General features: G+C 72.0%; 12 protein-coding genes. 4 read left to right on the top strand and 8 right to left on the bottom strand.

The annotated features are described in order from the left end of the window. Positions 1–115: 115 nt before the first annotated feature. The 3 genes from gntD (at position 116) to ACFY8O_RS16440 (ending at position 3,995) form a co-directional block, all read left to right on the top strand. The gene (gene gntD / locus ACFY8O_RS16450) at positions 116–1,198 is read left to right on the top strand and encodes a guanitoxin biosynthesis L-enduracididine beta-hydroxylase GntD (protein ID WP_387902731.1); all 1,083 of its coding nucleotides are present in this window, start codon (positions 116–118) and stop codon (positions 1,196–1,198) included. A gap of 91 nt (positions 1,199–1,289) precedes the next feature. Beyond that, positions 1,290–2,558: an ATP-grasp domain-containing protein gene (locus ACFY8O_RS16445; protein WP_387902729.1), complete on the top strand. Its 1,269-nt coding sequence runs from the start codon at positions 1,290–1,292 to the stop codon at positions 2,556–2,558. Between the two features lie 141 nt (positions 2,559–2,699). Further along, the gene (locus tag ACFY8O_RS16440) at positions 2,700–3,995 is read left to right on the top strand and encodes an MFS transporter (RefSeq protein WP_387902726.1); all 1,296 of its coding nucleotides are present in this window, start codon (positions 2,700–2,702) and stop codon (positions 3,993–3,995) included. A gap of 329 nt (positions 3,996–4,324) precedes the next feature. Here ACFY8O_RS16440 and ACFY8O_RS16435 read toward each other — a convergent pair whose 3' ends face one another. From ACFY8O_RS16435 to ACFY8O_RS16410, 6 genes are all read right to left on the bottom strand, one after another. Beyond that, complete coding sequence (locus tag ACFY8O_RS16435; RefSeq protein WP_145807090.1) at positions 4,325–4,633, bottom strand: acyl carrier protein; 309 nt, start codon at positions 4,631–4,633, stop codon at positions 4,325–4,327. A 105-nt stretch (positions 4,634–4,738) separates the two neighbouring features. Further along, the gene (locus ACFY8O_RS16430; protein WP_145807088.1) at positions 4,739–5,383 is read right to left on the bottom strand and encodes an FMN-binding negative transcriptional regulator; all 645 of its coding nucleotides are present in this window, start codon (positions 5,381–5,383) and stop codon (positions 4,739–4,741) included. Positions 5,384–5,410: 27 nt separating this feature from the next. After that, positions 5,411–6,907 carry a leucyl aminopeptidase family protein gene (locus ACFY8O_RS16425; protein ID WP_387902723.1) on the bottom strand — a complete coding sequence of 499 codons (1,497 nt, stop codon included), beginning with the start codon at positions 6,905–6,907 and terminating at the stop codon, positions 5,411–5,413. Positions 6,908–6,928: 21 nt separating this feature from the next. Further along, entirely contained in the window at positions 6,929–8,878 is a 1,950-nt protein-coding gene (locus ACFY8O_RS16420) for a carbamoyltransferase family protein (RefSeq protein ID WP_387902721.1), read from the bottom strand. A 71-nt stretch (positions 8,879–8,949) separates the two neighbouring features. Continuing rightward, positions 8,950–10,068, bottom strand: coding sequence for an acyl-CoA dehydrogenase (locus ACFY8O_RS16415; protein WP_387902719.1), 1,119 nt, complete (start codon positions 10,066–10,068; stop codon positions 8,950–8,952). Beyond that, entirely contained in the window at positions 10,065–14,540 is a 4,476-nt protein-coding gene (locus ACFY8O_RS16410) for a non-ribosomal peptide synthetase (protein WP_387902716.1), read from the bottom strand. The genes ACFY8O_RS16415 and ACFY8O_RS16410 overlap by 4 nt, the downstream gene beginning before the upstream one ends. Before the next feature lie 161 nt (positions 14,541–14,701). Here ACFY8O_RS16410 and ACFY8O_RS16405 point away from each other — a divergent pair, with 161 nt between their 5' ends. Beyond that, positions 14,702–15,217 carry a GNAT family N-acetyltransferase gene (locus ACFY8O_RS16405; protein ID WP_387902714.1) on the top strand — a complete coding sequence of 172 codons (516 nt, stop codon included), beginning with the start codon at positions 14,702–14,704 and terminating at the stop codon, positions 15,215–15,217. A gap of 2 nt (positions 15,218–15,219) precedes the next feature. Here the strand turns inward: ACFY8O_RS16405 and ACFY8O_RS16400 are convergent, their stop codons facing one another. Together ACFY8O_RS16400 and ACFY8O_RS16395 are read right to left on the bottom strand one after the other, a co-directional pair. Continuing rightward, positions 15,220–15,792 (bottom strand): GNAT family N-acetyltransferase, encoded by a 573-nt coding sequence (locus tag ACFY8O_RS16400; RefSeq protein WP_387902711.1) that lies wholly within the window; start codon positions 15,790–15,792, stop codon positions 15,220–15,222. 220 nt (positions 15,793–16,012) lie between these two features. Beyond that, a complete protein-coding gene (locus tag ACFY8O_RS16395; protein ID WP_387902708.1) occupies positions 16,013–17,020 on the bottom strand; it encodes a helix-turn-helix transcriptional regulator in 1,008 nt (335 codons plus the stop codon). Between the last annotated feature and the right edge of the window lie 70 nt (positions 17,021–17,090).

Below are 17,090 nucleotides of genomic sequence, written 5' to 3'. Positions count from 1 at the left end.
GGACCGACAGGGGCGTGCCGCCGTCGCTCTTCGCCCTCTGTTGCCGGGCCCTCACGGCCTTACGGAGCAGTCCGCGCCCAGCACTTCAGACCTCTTCACGACAAGGATCGTCACCGTGCCGAAATTGACCGTGCCCACGGCTCCCCAGCTGACCCCGCGCGCCGCCGACGACGTGCCGTGCCTGGAGCTCACGGACACCGAGCGGACGCACGTACAGGACATCGCGGACCACGTGCTGGACACCGAGACCGACCTGCCGCTGGAACAGCGGCTCGGCCAGCTCTCCCTCCTCTCGCACGAGCTTCCGGCGCGGCTGCGGGCCACCATCAGCCAGTTCCGCCTCACCGGCCGCCCGTTCGGCGGATTCGTGATCTCGAACCTGCCGATCGACGAGGCCGAGGCGGGCCCCACCCCGCTCAGCTACACGGACGTGCCGGACAGCCGGGAGGCCAGGCGGGCCGCCGCGTCACTGCTGCTCATCGGCTCCCTGCTGGGGGACCCGGTCTCCTACCTCACCCAGCAGCGTGGCCGCATGGTCCTCGACCTCTTCCCGATCGCCGGGCACGAGAACGAGCAGCTCGGCTCCAGCTCCACGGTCAACCTGGAGTGGCACAACGAGGACGCGTTCCACCCGCTGCGCGCGGACTGGATCATGCTGGTCGGGCTGCGTAACCACGACAAGGTCCCGACGACGTTCGCGCCGATCCAGGACGTCGAACTGGACGACGCCTCCCGCGAGGTGCTCTTCCAGGAGCGGTTCGTGATCCTGCCGGACGAGTCGCACACCGCCGGCTTCAACGCCGACACCACCGGTGTCGAGGAGGGCGACTGGGTCACGGAGGCATTCCGCAAGATCGCCGAGATGAACGAGGAGCCCCGCCGCACCTCGGTGCTCTCCGGCAACCCGGACTCACCCTTCATCTGCATCGACCCCGCGTTCATGCCGCGTGACCTCGACCCGGAGGCCGCCGCCGCCCTGGAGGCGGTCATCAAGGGCATCGACGCGAAGCTGCGCGACGTGGCGCTCGCACCGGGCGAGATGCTGATCGTCGACAACAAGCGGGCCGTCCACGGCCGCCGCCCGTTCGCCGCCCGCTACGACGGGACGGACCGCTGGCTGCGCCGCATCAACGTGATGGCGGATCTGCGCAAGGCGGAGGGGCGCCGCTACTCGGACCACGGCCGCGCCCTGGTCTGACCGTGCTCCCCGGCCGGCCGGAAGCCTCCGGCCGGCCGGGCACCCGCTCCGCCCCCACCCGACCACGGCACCACACGAGAAGGAACGTCACATGCCAGACTCCCTCCGCAGCACCGCAGAACGGCGCACCAGGGTCCTCATCGTCGAGCCGGTCTCCTCGGGTACCAGAACGGTCGAGGACGCCTACCTGCTCGGGTTCGAAGTGGTCGTCGCCAGCGCGGGGGTGGACGACCGCAGTCTGCCGCCCGGCGTAGCGGGGTTCGTGGGCACCCTGCTCACGGTCGACACCAACGACGAACAGGCGCTGGCGGACGCGGTCGTGGCGTACCACGCGGAGCACCCGGTGGACGCGATCGTGCCGGGCGCGGAGTTCTACATACCGGCGGTGACCCGCCTGGTGCACCGCCTGGGGCTGCCCGGTCTGCCGCTCGAAGCCATCGATCCGGTCCGCAACAAGGCGTTGATGCGGGAGCGGACCGCCGCAGCGGGACTGAGGGTGCCGCGGCACGTCCGGGCAGGTACGCCTGAGGAGATCAATCGTGCCGCCGAGACCATCGGCTTTCCGTGCGTGATCAAGCCGGTCGAGTCCTCGGGCAGCATCCATGTCCGCCGGGCCGACACGGCCGGCGAACTGCGCGCCGCCTTCGAGGAACTGGCCGCCGACCGCCGGCTGGATCTGGGCTTCGCCATGGACACCCAGGTGGTCGTCGAGGAGTACGTGACCGGGCCGGAGTTCAGTGCCGACGGCTATGTCCACGACGGTGAGGTCGTGGTGCTCTCGGTGACCCGCAAACTCCTCGGCCCCGAGCCGTACTTCGTGGAGCTGGGGCACATCGTCCCCTCCGACGTCCCCGCGGACGTCCTGGAGCGCGTGACGGAGTACGTGCGGGGCGTCACCGAGGCCGTGTCCCTCACGTCCGGCCCGTTCCACTGCGAGCTGAGGCTGCCCGAGGACGAGCCCGTACTGATCGAGATAGCGGCCCGGCTGCCGGGCGACCGGATCACGGAGCTGGTCCAGCGCGCCACCGGGACCTCGATGTCCCGGGTGATGCTCGCCGCCTACCTGGGCAGGACGCCGCAGGAGCTCCGGGCGGACGGTGAGCGGGAGGCGAAGTGCGCCGGGATCCGCTACTTCACAGCCGAGGGACTGACGAGCTACTCCGAGCTGAAGGGCTGGGACGAGGTAGCCGCACGCCCGGAGGTGACGGAGACCGGGCTGGTGATCGCCGCGGGGGAGGAGATCCCGCCCCTGCACGACTTCCGCGGCCGCATCGGGTACGCGCTGTTCTCGGCCGACTCACCCGAGCAGGCCCGGGAGATCTGGCAGAGCCTCGGAGAGACGGTGGTCCCCGTCCCGTAGGCAGCCGACCGCCGGGCGGACACCACGCTCCGCGGCCCTGCCCCTCACGATGCCCCCACCGGACCGGTGCGGGCATCGTGCCCGTCCGCAGGGACACCCGTCCGTCCCTCTCTCCGAGATCCACACCCGCACGGAGTCCTGATGACCACACTCTCCTCACGCCTCTTCACCCCCGTCCACCGCTACTACGCCCTGCGCGCGGTCGGCTGGACGACCGACCAGCTCATCCAGTTCCTGCTCCCGGTCCTCGCCTACCAGGCCACCGGAGAACTGTCCTGGTCCGGGATCGTCCTCGCCGCCCAGTGGGTGCCCAGACTGCTGTCGCTGCCGGCCGCGGGGCTGCTCGCCGACCGTTTTCCCGATCAGCGCATCTACTGGGTCAACGACCTCGTCAGGGTGGCGCTCGGAGCCGTCGCGACCGTGCTCGCCGTGGTCCTGGAGAGCCAGGCCTTCGCCGTCGTCATCGTCTTCGCCCTGCTGGCCGGGGTCTGCTGCGAGCAGGTGCTCGTGGCGGGCGAGAAGCTGGCGGGCACGCTGGTGGCGCCCAAGGACATGCACCGCGCGCAGAGCGTGCTGAGCGGGATCGAGCAGGGGACGCTGCTGCTCGCTCCCGTCATCGGCGGGGCCCTGCTGCTGACCGGCCCGCTGCCCATCGTGGCGGTGGTCGCGGGCCTGTTCGGCGTGAGCCTGCTGCTGAGCCTCAGCCTGCCGCGCGGCTCTCACACCGGCGGCCGGCCTGCCCCGGCCGAGGGTTCCGCGGGACGCCGGCTGCTGCGTGACTCCGTGACCGGGGTCCGCAACGTGGTGCGTATCCCGGTGCTCCGGACCATCGTCCTGGCCACCATGTGCATCAACATCATGCTGGGCCTGATCCAGGGTGCGGCTCCCGCCCTCGCGGACCGCTACGGCCGCAGCGAAGGCGCGCTGGGCCTGGTGTACTCGGTCGCGGGCCTGGTGGCGATGGTGACGCTGACCGCGGCGCCCCGGCTGATCCGCCGCTACGGCTTCCTGGGGGTGGCCGCCGCGAGCGCGGTGGTGCAGGGTGTCGTGTTCATCGCGCTGGGCCCCACCACCGGGTTCTTCTTCTTCGCCGCGCTGGTCGCGGTGTTCATGGCGGGCGACAGCGTGTTCAGCGTGGTCATCCGCACGCTGCGGCTGCGGGTCGTGGCCAGCGAGGAGTTCGGGCGTACGGTCGCGGCGGTCTCCCTGCTGAACTTCCTGTCGCTGCCCCTGGCCGGCGGGCTGCTGGCGGTGGCGGGCCACGCCGTGCCGCTCGTGGTGCTCATCCCCGTGGCGGGGGCGGCGGCGCTGGCCGGGCTCGTCGTGCTGATGACGCGGCTCAAGCGGTACATGGCCGCCGAGCCGGCGCTGTTCGCGACGGAGCAGCCTGCCGTGGAGGCGGACACTCCGGCCCCTGCCGTGCCGTCCACGATGTGAGCCGAGGCCGTTTTTTGTTGCGGAATTATGTACGGATCGCTGAATATGAATCCGGCGTGACGACCAGCGTTGCGAGTTGACTACTCTCCGTCACGTCGGTTTCGGCGTGCAAACGCCGGACTCGGGTGTCCATCACGAAGTGGGGGAATGAGATCAAATGGGTACTTCGCAGAACGACATGTGTACGAGGTGTGCCAGGGCTGTGCGGGTTCCGTCAGTGACGGGCTGGCCGGAGGGCCCTGTCGTCCTGGGCGATCTGATCTGGGGCTGAGCCGATCGCTCTGACGGCCCGCATACCTATGCGGGCCGTCAGGCATGGCGCGGACGGGTCAGAGCTCGCCGAACTCCCGGGCGTGGCCGGCCGCGGCGAGCTCCCGTACATGGCGGGTCAGACCGCCGAGCGTGGGGTTCTCGACCACCGCGAGCACGGAGAGGGGAACACCCAGCTCCTCCGAGAGGGTCGTGACCATCCGCATGGCCAGAAGCGACGAGGCACCCAGGGCGAAGAAGTTGTCCTCCTCCCCGATCCGCAGGCCGGGCTCCGCGAAGAGATCACGCCACACCGTCGAGATCCGTTCGCGGACCTCCTCGTGAGGCGTTCCGGCCGAGAGGGGCGGAAGAGGATGTGCTGCGGTCATCGAAGAGCCTTTCTGTTCATGTCTGTCGTGCTGGGCCACATCACGTCGGCAGTCGGCCCGCCTCGGGGGAGGGCGGGCCGCCCTGGGTGAGCCGGTCCGCAGGGCTCACCCGAGCCGTTCGGCGTTGTGCGCGTACAACTGGTCCGCGACCCGTGCCGAGGAGTCGGAGGGGCGGTCGCGGAAGGACGCGATCTGCGCGGCGACGTCCTCCTCCTTCTTGTTCTGGCCGAACTTGAAGATGCCGTCCATCCGGTCGATGGGCAGTTCGAAGGCGACGATCCGCGTGCGGAACTGCTCGACCAGTTCCCGCGGCACCCGGTCAAGGGTCCAGGGCTTCTTGGGCAGCCGACGGGCCTCCTCCGCCGCGATCAGGTCGTCGAGCTGCCGCAGCTCCTCCTCCTCGTCCATCAGGCGGGGCCGTCCGTAGACGTGCACCGCCGCGTAGTTCCACGTGGGGAAGTGCGTCTCGGTCGCGTAGTCGTCCGGGCAGATGTACGCGTGCGGGCCCAGGAAGGCGGCCATCACCTCGGCACCCTCCGCGAGGACTGCCACCACCGGATTGGCCGCGGCCAGGTGGGCACGGAGCCGGCCGTGGGGGCCGTGCTCGGGGCCCTTGTCGAGGACGAAGGGGATGTGGGTGCCGTGCGGCCGGCCATCCACCGTCGCGGTGAGCATGCCGAAGGAGTGGGCCTCGATCAGCGCGTGCTGCTGGGCGAGTTCCTCGGAACGGTAGAGCGGGGGTGCGTACATGAGTGATCCTCGGACGATGGGACCGGCTCAGCGGGGGCAGAGCCAGCGGGCCAGGGTGCCGGAGCCGTACCCGGTGGCACCCGCGTTGTAGTAGCCGTCGATCCTGGGCGACCACGCCGGTTCCGTGATCTCCAGATGGGCCCAGCCGCCCGCCGGGGCGAACCGGCGCAGGAAGGCGGCGGCCGTGGCGGCGTCGCCGCTCTCCGGCCCGGCGGACCTCATGTTGGCGAAGGGCGCCCACAGTTCGTCGTCGTACTCGTCGACGAGCGGGAGCCGCCAGAGCAGTTCCCCGGCGGCGCGACCGGCCGCGACGAGGTCCGCCGCGAGCGCCTCGTGCGTGCTCCACAGGCCGGCCGCCTTCGGGCCGAGCGCCGCGGCGACGGGCAGGCCGAGCGCGGAGACGCTGACGGTACGGCCCGCCCCCAGCCGCGCCGCCAGGTGCAGGGAGTCCGCCAGCATGAGACGGCCGTGCGCGTCCTCGTGGTTGACCTCGACCGTGGCGCCGGAGGCCGTCGTCACCAGGTCTCCCACCCGCATCGCGCCCGGCCCCGCGGCCTTCGCCACGGCCGGGATCAGCAGATGGACCTCCGTCGGTCCGCCGAGCGCGGACAGCGCCGCCGCGGCGCCGAGCACCGCTCCCGCCCCCGCCATGTACTTCTTCGCGCCCTGGACCGCACCGCCGGACCGGAGCACCCCCCGGTCGTCATGGGTGAGCCCGAGGCCGATCAGGGCGACGGGCGGACCCACGGGGTCAGCGGGCCGGTAGCTGAGCCGGATGAGACGTGCCGGGTCCGCGCCACCCGCCGCCGCGGCGGCGAAACCGGTCAGCCCCTGCTCCGCACACTGCTTCTCGTCCCACACCTCGAGGTCGAAGCGGCCGTCGGCGTCGGCGAGCGCCGCCGCCTCACGGGCGAGCCGCTCCGGGGTGATCAGATTGGCCGGCGCGGCCACCAGTTCCCGGGCCAGGACGACGGCGTCCGTGAACACCGCCGCGCGGCGCAGGAGCCGCTCCGGCGCCGCGCAGCCGAGCAGTTCGACACTCTCGGGCTCCCTCGGCAGGTCGGAGCCGTAGTCCGCCCGGAAGCGGTCGGTCAACACGTTCCACCGGCCGCAGTGGACGGCCAAACTCAGGCCTTCCACCACGTGCTCGACGATCTCGTCTCCTCCGGCGTGCCAGGACGGGAGCGCCACGGCCACGCGCCGGTTGGGGCCCGTGGTCAGGGTCCGGGCCAGGGCGGCGCCCGCACGCCGTGCGGTGTGGGGCGTCACCTCGTCCGGGCGGCCGAGACCGACCAGCACCAGCCGCTCGCACCGGCCCGGCACACCGGGCCCCGTGACCAGTTCGTCGAGGGACGCGCCGAAGGAGTCGTGCGCGAGCAGACGGGTGACAGCGCCACCGAGCGCGGCGTCGACACCGCTCAGCCACGGCTGGGCCGACGGCGCCCCGCCTTCGTCGTACACGCCCAGGGCGAGCACCTCGCCGGCCCATTCCGCCGGAGCGGTATCGCAGATCGTCAGTTTCATCGTCTCTCCCGAAGTCGGCGTTCAGGCGCGGGTGATGCGGAGTCCGGCCAGGTACAGCACGTCGAGCTCGGTCTTCAGGAAGAGGTCCAACGCCTCCTCGGGCCGCTCCACGATCGGCTCACCGGGCCCGTTGAGGGAGGTGTTCATCACCACGGGCACGCCTGTCCGGCGGTGGAAGGCGGCAATCGCCGCGTGGTAGCCGCCGGCCGAGGCGTCCACGGTCTGGATCCGCGCGGTGCCGTCCACATGGGTCACGGCGGGAATCCCGGTCTGCCGGACCGTTGCGTTGAACAACATGTACGGCGAGGGCAGCGGCACGTCGCCGAACCAGTCCGCCGCGTACTCGGCGAGCACGGCGGGTGCGAACGGCCGCCAGCCCTCACGGCTCTTGACCCGGTTCACCCGCGGCCAGTTCTCCGCGTCACGGGGATCGGCCAGGATCGACCGGTGGCCCAGGGCCCGCGGGCCTGCCTCGCTGCCGCCCTCGAACCAGGCCACGACGCGGTTGGCGACCAGGTCGTCTGCCACACGCTCCGCCAGCTCCTCGCCGCTGCCGAGCCTCTCGACCGTGATGCGGTCGCCCACGGAGGCGACCGCCGCGGCGATGTCGTCCGCCGAGGGGGCCGTGCCGAGGTACGGCGTGGGAAAGCGCCCCTCACCGTCCGCCTCGGGGACCGGGTGGTCGAGGATCGAGTGGTAGACGGCGAGCGCCGCACCGATCGCGATGCCGCCGTCGTCACACGCCGGCTCGACGAAGACGCGCCGGAAAGGCCCGTCCTTCGCGATCTGGCTGTTCGAGGGGCAGTTGAGCGCCGTGCCGCCGGACATGCAGAGCGCGGGCACCGTCAGCCCAGCCGCGCCCAGCGAGGCGTGCAGCGTACGCACCGCCTCCATCCGCACCTCCTCGAAGAGCTTCTGGGTACTGGCCGCGATGTCGGCGTTCACCTCCGCGGTGGCCTGCTCCGGGTCGCCGTACGGGGCGAGGTCGTACCCCATGCGCTCCGCCTCTCGGCGGCAGTGCCGCAGCCAGGCCGTGGTGACGTCCATCGGGAATCGCTCCCGCAGGTCGGCGTGGTTGCCCAGGAAGCGGGACGAGTAGAAGCGGGGACGGCCGTAGGCGGCCAGACCCATCAGCTTCCCGGCCGGTCCCACCAGCCCCAGCCCCAGTGCCGCGCCGACCCTGTCGTACAGGCCGCCCAGGCCCAGGTGGTGCGGGGCGAGCGGATACAGCGCCTGCTCCCGGCCGAGATAGAACATGCCGCTGTGGTAGCTCTCGCCCTCGGCGTAGCCGTCGTGGGTGAACACCGCGGCCTCCGTGAAGCCGGAGGCGTAGTACACGCTTCCCGCGTGGGCGAGGTGGTGGTGGACCGCGTACCCGGGGACCGTGATCCCGTCGATGGACACCCGCACCGGCAGGTGGAAGCCGTACCGGTGACGTTCCTCGGGCGCCACGGGCGTGGCCGCGATCTCGGTGAGACCACGGGTACCCGACCACTCCGGAACGGTCACGTAGTCGTCGACCCAGGGCGTGACCGGCACGTCCGCCCGGTCGTGTGCCGCGTGCTCGGGGTACAGGCGCGCGTAGGAGCGGCCCAGCCACGTCGCCGACAGACCGGGGTCGTAGAGGAAGTCGAGCAGGGTTCCTCCGCCCCGCCGTGCCGCCGCATCGGGCTCCTCCTCCAACAGTGTGCACGGCCGGCCGAACGGGTCGCTCGGCTCGTAGGTGACGGACAGCGCCGTGGGGTCGTCGACGATCAGCTCCACCCCCTGGGTGGAGCAGACCGCGACCGCGTCCAGGTCATCGGCCCGGACCCCGGCGTCGTGGAGCGCGCGGCGCACCGTGGCCACGTCGAGGGTGGCCGCGTGCTTGACCCGCGTGTGCCGCTCGCGCAGCACGTAGGAGACGACGGCCCCGTCACGAAGGACGGAGACGGCCGCGTCGTGGCCGAAGTGAAGACCTAGGACGATCATCGAATCTCCAAGTGCTGCGCCCCGACGGGCGCGTCGATCGGTCTGCGAGGTGGGGTTGCCCGGGGACGCGGTCACATCAGGTTCAGTCCGCCGCCGCCGAGCCAGGTGTCCAGGGGCTCCCGCGCCGAGATCTCGGACGGCGGGTGGAAGGCGAGGCCCCGGCTCGCGGCCAGGGTGTCGACACCCTCCGTACTCGTCACGAACGGCATACCGCCCGCGAGTTCCAGGGCCCGGTCGGTCGCCTCCGCGATGACCCGCTGGGCGGTGTAGCGCACGAGCAGGGCCCGGCCGAGCAGATCGTCGTCGCACCGCTGCTCGTCCACCTCCCGGGCCACCGCCTCCAGGGCGGCGCACACCGTCTCCAGCGGGGCCAGAGCGGCCACCCGGTCGCCGGGGGTGCCGCGCTTCGCGGTGTACAGCCGCTCCACCTGGCCGGTGGCGACGCCCAGATAGGCCGCGGTGACGAGCAGCTGGAACCAGAGGAGGTTGGAGGTGAAGCGGCCGGGTGAGAGCGCCGGGTCACCGACCGGGATGATCATCGAGTCCGGTACGTACACCTCGTCGAGGACCACCGCGTCGGTCTGGGTGGCGCGCAGCACACGGTTGTGCCAGAACGGCTCACGCGTGATCCCGGGCCCGTCCGCCGGGATCACCAGCACCAGCAGCCGGCCCTCCTGGCCGGTACCGGCCGGTGCGGTCGCCGTCATGGAGAGCAGACCCATGGAGCGGGTGAGGGAGCACGGGCGTTTGGTGCCCGACACCGTCAGCCCTCCGTCGGCGGCGGTGACTCGGATACCGGGCGTGAACAGGCTCCGGCCCACCTGTCCCTCCGCGCCGCAGGACGCGACGAGATGGCGCTCGCGCGCGATCTCGCGGAGCACCCCGTCGGCGTCGGCGCCGAGCGACCGGGCGAGCCAGGCGACCTTGTAGTGGTGCATGGTCGTCGCGACGGCCAGCGCCGGCGCCCGGGCGCCGATCGCCCGCTGGAGCCGTACACCGTCGCGACAGCCGAGCCCGGCGCCCCCCAGTTCCCGGGGGACGAGCAGGTTGCCGCCGCCGACCCGGCGGAACTCCTCGATCACGTCGCTGTCCGGGTCCTCGGCACCGGGGACCCCCAGCGCGGCGAGCCACGCGTCGAAGCCGGGCAGGTGGGCGTCGAGCAGGGTGCGCTCCACGGAAAGTGGCCTCATCGCCGGGCTCCTCTCGGGCGCTCGGCGGCAGGGGCTCCGGAGCACAGCGCGCCCATCCGACGGGCCAGCCGGACAGCGGACGTTCCGCGTACCACCGAGAAGTGGTCCTCGTCGACGGTGTGTACGGGGCCGGGATCGGCCACGACCTCGTCGAGCGGCAGCAGCCCCGGGAAGGTGTGGCGAGCGGTCCGCCCGGCACGGATCGACAGCCACGGCTCCGCCGGCGCCCCGGCACGGGTGCCGGGGTTCCAGGGGACAGGCGTATGGCGCTCCAGCATCTCCGAGTTGTTGCGGTACACGGCGAACAGCCGTGACAGCTCGACCGGTTCGAGGGCACGCTCAAGCAGCCCGAGGGCGAACAGGGCGTCGTGGGCGGCGAGCAACCGCTCCTCGTCGGACATCTCCGCACCCGTCCGAGGCAGGTGTGCGGCGAGGTCGCTCCGGCCGAGCAGATCGCCGAAGAACCCCGCCAGACGCACCTCGACCGGGGGCGCGCAGCCGTCCGGGCGTCCGACGAAGGAGTCGATCGTGGTCAGGGAGGCCACCGGCCGCCCCTCCTGCTCGAGGATCACCGCCGTGTGCAGGGCCACGGTGCCTCCCAGGGACCAGCCCACCAGATGCAGCGGACCGTCGGGAAGCCGCTCGACGAGTGTCTGCGCGTAGTGCTTCGCCATGGCGTCCAGGCTGGCGGCAGGCTCCTCGGTGCCGTGGAGCCCGGCGGCCCGCAGCCCGTGCAGCGAGATCCGCGCGGCGAGGTCCGGGTCGGCCGTCATGGCGGAGACGGCCTCCTCGTAGCACAGGACGTCTCCACCGACCGGGTGGACGAACACCACGTGCTGCTCACCGCTGCCGCCGAAGCCGACCAGCGGCCCCGTGTCGTCGGCCCGCGTCCCGCCGTCCCAGGCGGTGAGGAGCGCAGCCTGCGCGCGCACCGTCCGGTTCTGGAAGAGCGACGCCAGCGGAAGCCGTCGGCCGAAGGCGGCCTCGATCCCGCGGAACAGCCGTACGGCGGTCAGCGAGCTGCCGCCCAACGCGAAGAAGTCGTCGGTGACCCCGCCCGCGGCCGGGCCCAGAAGCTCCTGCCACAGGCCGAGCAGGCGGGCTTCGACCTGCGACTTGGGGCTCTGTGCCCGCCCGCCCACCGCGTCCGGCGTCCCGGGTTCCCCAGGACCGCGCAGCGTGTCGAGCAGACCGAGGAGCGCCTTGCGGTCCACCTTGCCGTTGCCGCTCAGCGGAAGTTCGGGCACCTCGATGACCGCGGCCGGCACCATGTACGGGGGCAGGGTGCCGCCGAGTTCCCGCCGCAGCGCCGGCCCGTCAGGAGCGTTCCGGGCCGCGTCCACCGGGGCGTCCCGTACGTCCCGGGTGATGAACGCCGCGAGAGACGGCTGGCCGTGCGCGGTGTCGACCAGGGCGACCGCGGACCGGACCCCGGCGCAGTCGGTCAGCTTGGCCTCGATCTCGCCCAGCTCGACCCGGTAGCCGTTGATCTTGACCTGGTGGTCGGCCCGTCCGAGGAACTCCAGGATCCCGCCCGGCCGGTATCGGGCGCGGTCGCCGGTCCGGTACAGCCGCTCACCGGTCGTGGGGTGCCGGAGGAACGACGCGGCCGTACGCCCGGGCTCGTCGAGGTAACCGGTGGCCAGGCCGGCGCCGCCGATGTAGAGGTCACCGGGCACCCAGGTGGGGACGTCGGCCATGTTCCGGTCCAGGACGTGCATGGTCTGGTTGGCCAGCGGAGTCCCGTACGGCACGCTCTGCCAGCCGGCGGGGACAGCGGTCACGGGGTACCAGTTCGACCAGATCGAGGCTTCGGTGGCGCCCCCCATCGCGACGACCTCGGCACCGGGGCAGTACTCGGCGAGCCGGTCCACCAGCGGCAGCGGCACCCAGTCGCCGCTGAGCATGATCAGACGCAGCGGGGCGAGGAGTTCGCGGGCCTGCTCCCCGAGGTACTCCAGGGTCAGCGCGAGCAGCGCGGGGACCGAGTTCCACACGGTCACCCCGTGGCGCCGCACGCACTCGCCCCAGGCCTGGGGGTCCGGCACCGCGCTCTCCGGGGGGCACACCACGGTGCCGCCGCAGCCGAGAACGGCGAACTGGTCGAAGACCGAGAGGTCGAAGGCGAGCGAGGAGACCGCGAGCACCTTGTCGGAGGAGGTCAGGGCGAACCGCTCCGTGAGGTCGAGCAGGGTGTTGACGGCCGCCCGGTGGGATATGACCACACCCTTGGGGGTGCCTGTCGACCCGGAGGTGTAGATGACGTAGGCACTCCGGTCGAGACCGCCGTCGGCCGGCGGCGCCCCCGTGTCCGGGGTGCCGGACGCCGACCCGCCGGGGGAGGGGGTTCCGGACACGGGCCCGCCGGGGGAGGGAGCGAGGTCGACCGTGCCGGGGTGAGGGTCGAGGACGACCGCGCGCACGGTGTCGGGGAGCTCGCCGGGCGTCCCGAGCTCCGCCCCGGTCACCAGCGCACGGGCGCCGCTGTGCCGCAGCACCGTACGGACCCGTGCCTCGGGCCAGCTCGGATCGATGGGTACGTACGCTCCGCCGGCGCGCAGCACCGCGAGGACGGCCACCGACTGCGACCGGCCCCGGGGCACCCGCACACCGACCAGCTCGGGCCGGTCCGGGGTCAGGCCGATGCCCAGTTCCCGCAGGCGGCCGGCGAGCGCGGCGGAGGCCGCGTCGAGCTCGTCCCGGCTCAACGTGCCCTCGGCGTCGTGCACAGCGGCCGAGTCCGGCGCGGTGCGGCACGATCGCAGGGCGAATGAGTGGAGCTCGCCGGTGGGCAGGGGGGTCGCGGTGGCGTTGGCCCGGTGTCGGTCTGCCAGCTGGGCATCCGGCAGCGGGGCGGGGGCGCTGCGGCCCCACTCCTCGACGGCGCCGGCCAGCGATCGCAGCCGTTCGCCGTGGTAGGCCGCCAACTCCTCGATCAGACCGGGCGGATAGGCGCTCTCGGCATAGTCCAGGTTGCAGACCAGCTCTCCGCCCTCCTCGTACACCTGGTGGTCGAGAAGGATCTGCGGCGTGCTGATGGAGCTGTGCACCAGCTCGGCCCCGGGCAGCGGCAGCAGGAAGCCGCCGGGGGCCCCGTCGACCAGATCGAGTCCACTGGTGAAGACCACGGGAGCCGGGCTGCCTGTTCCCGGCCGGCGGCTCTGCAGGGAGCGGCTGACCTCCACGCCGGACACCTCCAGCGCGGCGAGGTCGGCGTAGAGGCCGCTCTGCAGCCGGCGGCACCGCTCGGCGAAGGAGAGCCCCGGCTCGTCGGGGCCGTAGCCGATGAGCACGGTGGTGCTGGCGTTGCCCCAGACACGCGGGAGCTCCGGGTGGCTGCCGGGGCGGTGCGATGCCAGGACGGTGACGGCCCCGGCGGCCCCGTCGGACCACCGGTGCAAGGCCTCGACGAACAGGGCGAACAGGGCGCTTCCCGCCGGGAGTCCGGAGGCCGCGGCGTGCGCCCGGAAGCGGGCCCAGGCCAAGGCGTCGAGGCGGGTCGACAGGCGGCGCAGCGGGGCGCCCGGGCGGGGCTCCGCGGTGGCGTCGGCAGCGGGTGCGGCCGGCCGGGACGGAAGGGCGGGGGGTGCCGGGAGCAGGCCCGCCCTGCGCTCCCAGTAGCGCAGGGCGGAGTGGTGCGCACCGGTCGCGCGACGCTCCTCCAGGCCCCGCACGTAGTCACGGAAGGAGAGGCTCAGCGTGTCCGGGAGGTAGGTGGGTTCGACGCAACATCGGGCCAGCTCGGTGAAGAACAACTGGGTGGTGACGCCGTCGAACGCGATCAGCCGCAGGGCTATCTGGAGGCGGGCGGTGCCGTCGGGCAACAGGATGTGGCGGAGGAGGAAAGGAAGTCCCTCGGCATACGGCGGCAGGTCGTCCGTGAGGCGTTCGCGCAGTGCCAGCAGTTCGGCCCGTGCCTCCTCGTCGGGCAGGGCGGCCAGGTCGTGCCGGTCGACCAGGGAAGGCTCCTCCCCGCTCGCCGGGACCGGCAGGATCCGCTGGGTGCCGTCGCTGAACACCGCGAGCCGCAACGCGCCGTGGGCCCGGCGCAGCAGGGTCAGTGCCGTCTGCATGACGTCCGCGTCGGGGCGCGATCCGGCGGGGAAGGCGTACTCGTGCACGAACACGGCAGGCGCGGGGTGGTCGTAGAAGTCCTGCTCGCCTACGAGATAGGCCTGTTGCAGGTCGGTCAGGGAGAATGCCGCGCCGGCGGAGGCGGGGTCGGACGTGAAGTGCCAGGCGTCCTCGGCGGGGGAGCCGGAGGCGTCCCGGCCGTCCGGACCGGTCTCCGTCTCGCGCAGCAGCTCGATCAGCTCGTCGCGGCAGGCGCGCACCGATCTGCGCAGTTCCTCGGTGAGCGCGCCGGGGGGAGCGGAGTAGCGGAGCGCTCCGTCCTCCAGGTGCAGGACGAGTCCGGCGGCGTACAGCTTGTCGCGGACAGCCGCTGCTGCGGAGAGAGGTGAGCCCGGCATATTTCGTCTCCATAAACCGTCGAGGGAACGATTGAATACTGGTGCGCCGAAGGGGTCCTGTACAGGTTCAGAGGGTGTCCGTATGCGGCCACGTCCTCTGCCGGAATGTCTGTCCTTTTCGGTCCGGTCACCCGGTTCGACGGCCGTGCTAGCATCCCGCCATGTCGAACATCGAATTCAACGGAATGTGGGTCCGGCATCCGGAACCCGACGACCAGGCCCGTGTTTTGCGGGTGCTCGACCGGTGGTGGGGGGAGTTCGAAGGAAGTACGGGAAGTGTTCAGCGGGCGCTTCTCCTGCCCCGTCTTTACTTTCAGCATTTCACCACGGGGAGTTTCCTCGTGGAGCGGGACGGGGAATTGGTCGGATTCCTCATCGGCTTCCTGTCTCAGACGCGAATGGACGAGAGCTACATTCATTTCGTCGGGGTCGCTCCCGAGGAGCAGCGCAGCGGGCTCGGCGCATTCCTCTACCAGCGGTTCTTCGCCTACAGCAGGGACCACGGACGCAGCGTGGTGCGCGCGATCACCTCCGCCGCCAACGTGGGATCGTTCGCCTTCCACACGCGCATGGGATTCACCGCGGAGGCGGGCCCCGCTGAACTCGACGGACGGCCCGTCCAGCCTGACTACGACGGGCCCGGTCTCGACCGGGTCTCCTTCGTCCGTTCCCTCTGAGGTCAGTCGCGCGGATCGGTGTGGACCATGCCGAGGATCGCGGTGTCGTGGCGGACGCCTTTCACGTCCTCGTAGGCGCGCAGCACTCCCTCCGGGACGAAGCCGGCCGCTTCCATGGCGCGGCGACCCCTGGTGTTGCCGCTGAGACAGAGGGCCGCGATCCGCAGCAGGCCCATCTCGCGGAAGCCCCACCCGGTCAGCAGCACCATGGCGCGGCGGCCGACGCCCCGGCCGCGCGCGTCGGCCGCCAGCCAGATGCCGAGTTCCGCCCGCCGCTGCGGCAGGTCGAGGTCGTGCAGCCCGACCCAGCCGAGCACCCGCGTGCCGTTCGCCCGGTCGGTGACGATCAGGTTCACAGTGCCGGCGGCGTCCTGGGCCGCCATCCAGCGGCGGGCGTGCTCGGTTGTGAAGGGAGAAGGGAACGGCGTCCAGCGCGCCACCTCCGGGTCGTCACCTGCCTGGGCGACGGCCGGCGCGTCCGCGGCCCGCAAGGGCCGCAACCACACCACACCGTCGGTCAGTTCGGAGGGCGGGGAGGGGACGCGGGCCGATGCCGCGGCACGGTGGGGAGCCATCTGGAGTTCCTGCCTTCGACGGGGCGAGCCACTGCCTGAGAGAGCGCAGCGCCCATCCAACGGAGCGGCCCGGCCGGTGTCCATGCCCGGCCGGTGGCCGGGACAGGCCAGTGCCGCGATCGGACAACCCGCCCCGGGGACCGACTGCCGTGGCCGGACCACCCGCCGAGGACCCGGTGCCGTGATCAACGCCCCGCCGAGGACCCGGTGCCGCCCCGCCTCACCGGTCCGCGGAGCCGCCCGGGGACGTCTCGACGAGAGCCAGCGTGGCGGCCCTGACCCCTGCCTCGAACCGGCTCCGGGCGCCGATCTTCTCCAGGATCACGGTGGTCATCCGGCGCAGGGTACGGGTGGAGATCCCCAGGGCGCGGGCCACCGAGGCGTCGGTGTAACCGGCGGCCAGCATGCGCAGCACCGCCCTCTCCCGATCCGACAGATCCACCTCCTGGACGGCGCTCTCCCCCTTCGGGATGGCCCTCCCGTGCAGCCAGCAGTGTTCGAAGACCTGGCGCAGCAGCCAGCAGATCTCCTCCCCCCGTATCTCGAGCGCCGACACCTGCGAGCCGGCCGAGGGGGCGGAGACGTAGGCGAGCACCCCGTCGACGAGGATCAGCCGGAACGGCAGCGCCGGGGTCAGCCGGACCTGGCACCCGGAATCCTCCAAGGCCTCCAGGTGGGCCCGGGCGCGCGGCACCTTGTTCATCGCTTCCAGGTGCAGGGAGCGCATGGTGACGCCCCGTTCGAGCGCCGCCCGGTTGCGGTCCATGCTGCCCTCCAGCACGGTCCGCGGGAGCGGCGTGCCCGGATGCATGCTCAGGATCTCCTGCTGAGCGGTCACCGAGACCCCGTTCAGTGCGGTGGCTATGCGCTCCTGGCCCGTCAGTAGCCCGACCCGGGTGTCGGTGTCGGCCTGGGCCTGGAGCCGCATCATCTTCGAGCCGAGCGCGGCCAGCGTGGAGCGCCTCTCGTGCACGGAGGCCATCCATTCCCTGGCGCCGTCCTCTTCCATCGCGAGCAGTCGGGCGACGGCGATCGCCGGCTCGACCGCCGTGGGGCGCGCCGACTTGCCTCGCGTCATGTGCAGCAGTCCTGCCTCCAGCAGCGAGTGCTGAGCCAGTTCGAGATCGATCTGGGAGAACCCGAGACTGCGCCGGGCGCCCTCCGGTGTCCAGTCGGGATCGTCGAGCATGAAGCGGAACAGCTCCTGCGCCTTCCCCTGTGCGTCCATGTGCTTGTGTCCCCCAACAATCCGTTTCGCGCTGCCCCTTGCATGGTAATGAGCAGCACGTCCGTGCAGG

The organism is Streptomyces argenteolus (assembly GCF_042902585.1).
GTDB lineage: Bacteria > Actinomycetota > Actinomycetes > Streptomycetales > Streptomycetaceae > Streptomyces > Streptomyces argenteolus.
The sequence above is the reverse complement of the archived record's forward strand: the minus strand, read 5'-3'. Positions and strand labels throughout refer to the sequence as shown.

Excerpts from the sequence above, each read along its gene's own strand:
- ACFY8O_RS16445 (WP_387902729.1), top strand. The coding sequence starts at position 1,290 with ATGCCAGACTCCCTCCGCAGCACCGCAGAACGGCGCACCAGGGTCCTC.
- ACFY8O_RS16440 (WP_387902726.1), top strand. The coding sequence starts at position 2,700 with ATGACCACACTCTCCTCACGCCTCTTCACCCCCGTCCACCGCTACTAC.
- ACFY8O_RS16435 (WP_145807090.1), bottom strand. The coding sequence starts at position 4,633 with ATGACCGCAGCACATCCTCTTCCGCCCCTCTCGGCCGGAACGCCTCAC.
- ACFY8O_RS16430 (WP_145807088.1), bottom strand. The coding sequence starts at position 5,383 with ATGTACGCACCCCCGCTCTACCGTTCCGAGGAACTCGCCCAGCAGCAC.
- ACFY8O_RS16425 (WP_387902723.1), bottom strand. The coding sequence starts at position 6,907 with ATGAAACTGACGATCTGCGATACCGCTCCGGCGGAATGGGCCGGCGAG.
- ACFY8O_RS16420 (WP_387902721.1), bottom strand. The coding sequence starts at position 8,878 with ATGATCGTCCTAGGTCTTCACTTCGGCCACGACGCGGCCGTCTCCGTC.
- ACFY8O_RS16415 (WP_387902719.1), bottom strand. The coding sequence starts at position 10,068 with ATGAGGCCACTTTCCGTGGAGCGCACCCTGCTCGACGCCCACCTGCCC.
- ACFY8O_RS16410 (WP_387902716.1), bottom strand. The coding sequence starts at position 14,540 with ATGCCGGGCTCACCTCTCTCCGCAGCAGCGGCTGTCCGCGACAAGCTG.
- ACFY8O_RS16405 (WP_387902714.1), top strand. The coding sequence starts at position 14,702 with ATGTCGAACATCGAATTCAACGGAATGTGGGTCCGGCATCCGGAACCC.
- ACFY8O_RS16400 (WP_387902711.1), bottom strand. The coding sequence starts at position 15,792 with ATGGCTCCCCACCGTGCCGCGGCATCGGCCCGCGTCCCCTCCCCGCCC.
- ACFY8O_RS16395 (WP_387902708.1), bottom strand. The coding sequence starts at position 17,020 with ATGGACGCACAGGGGAAGGCGCAGGAGCTGTTCCGCTTCATGCTCGAC.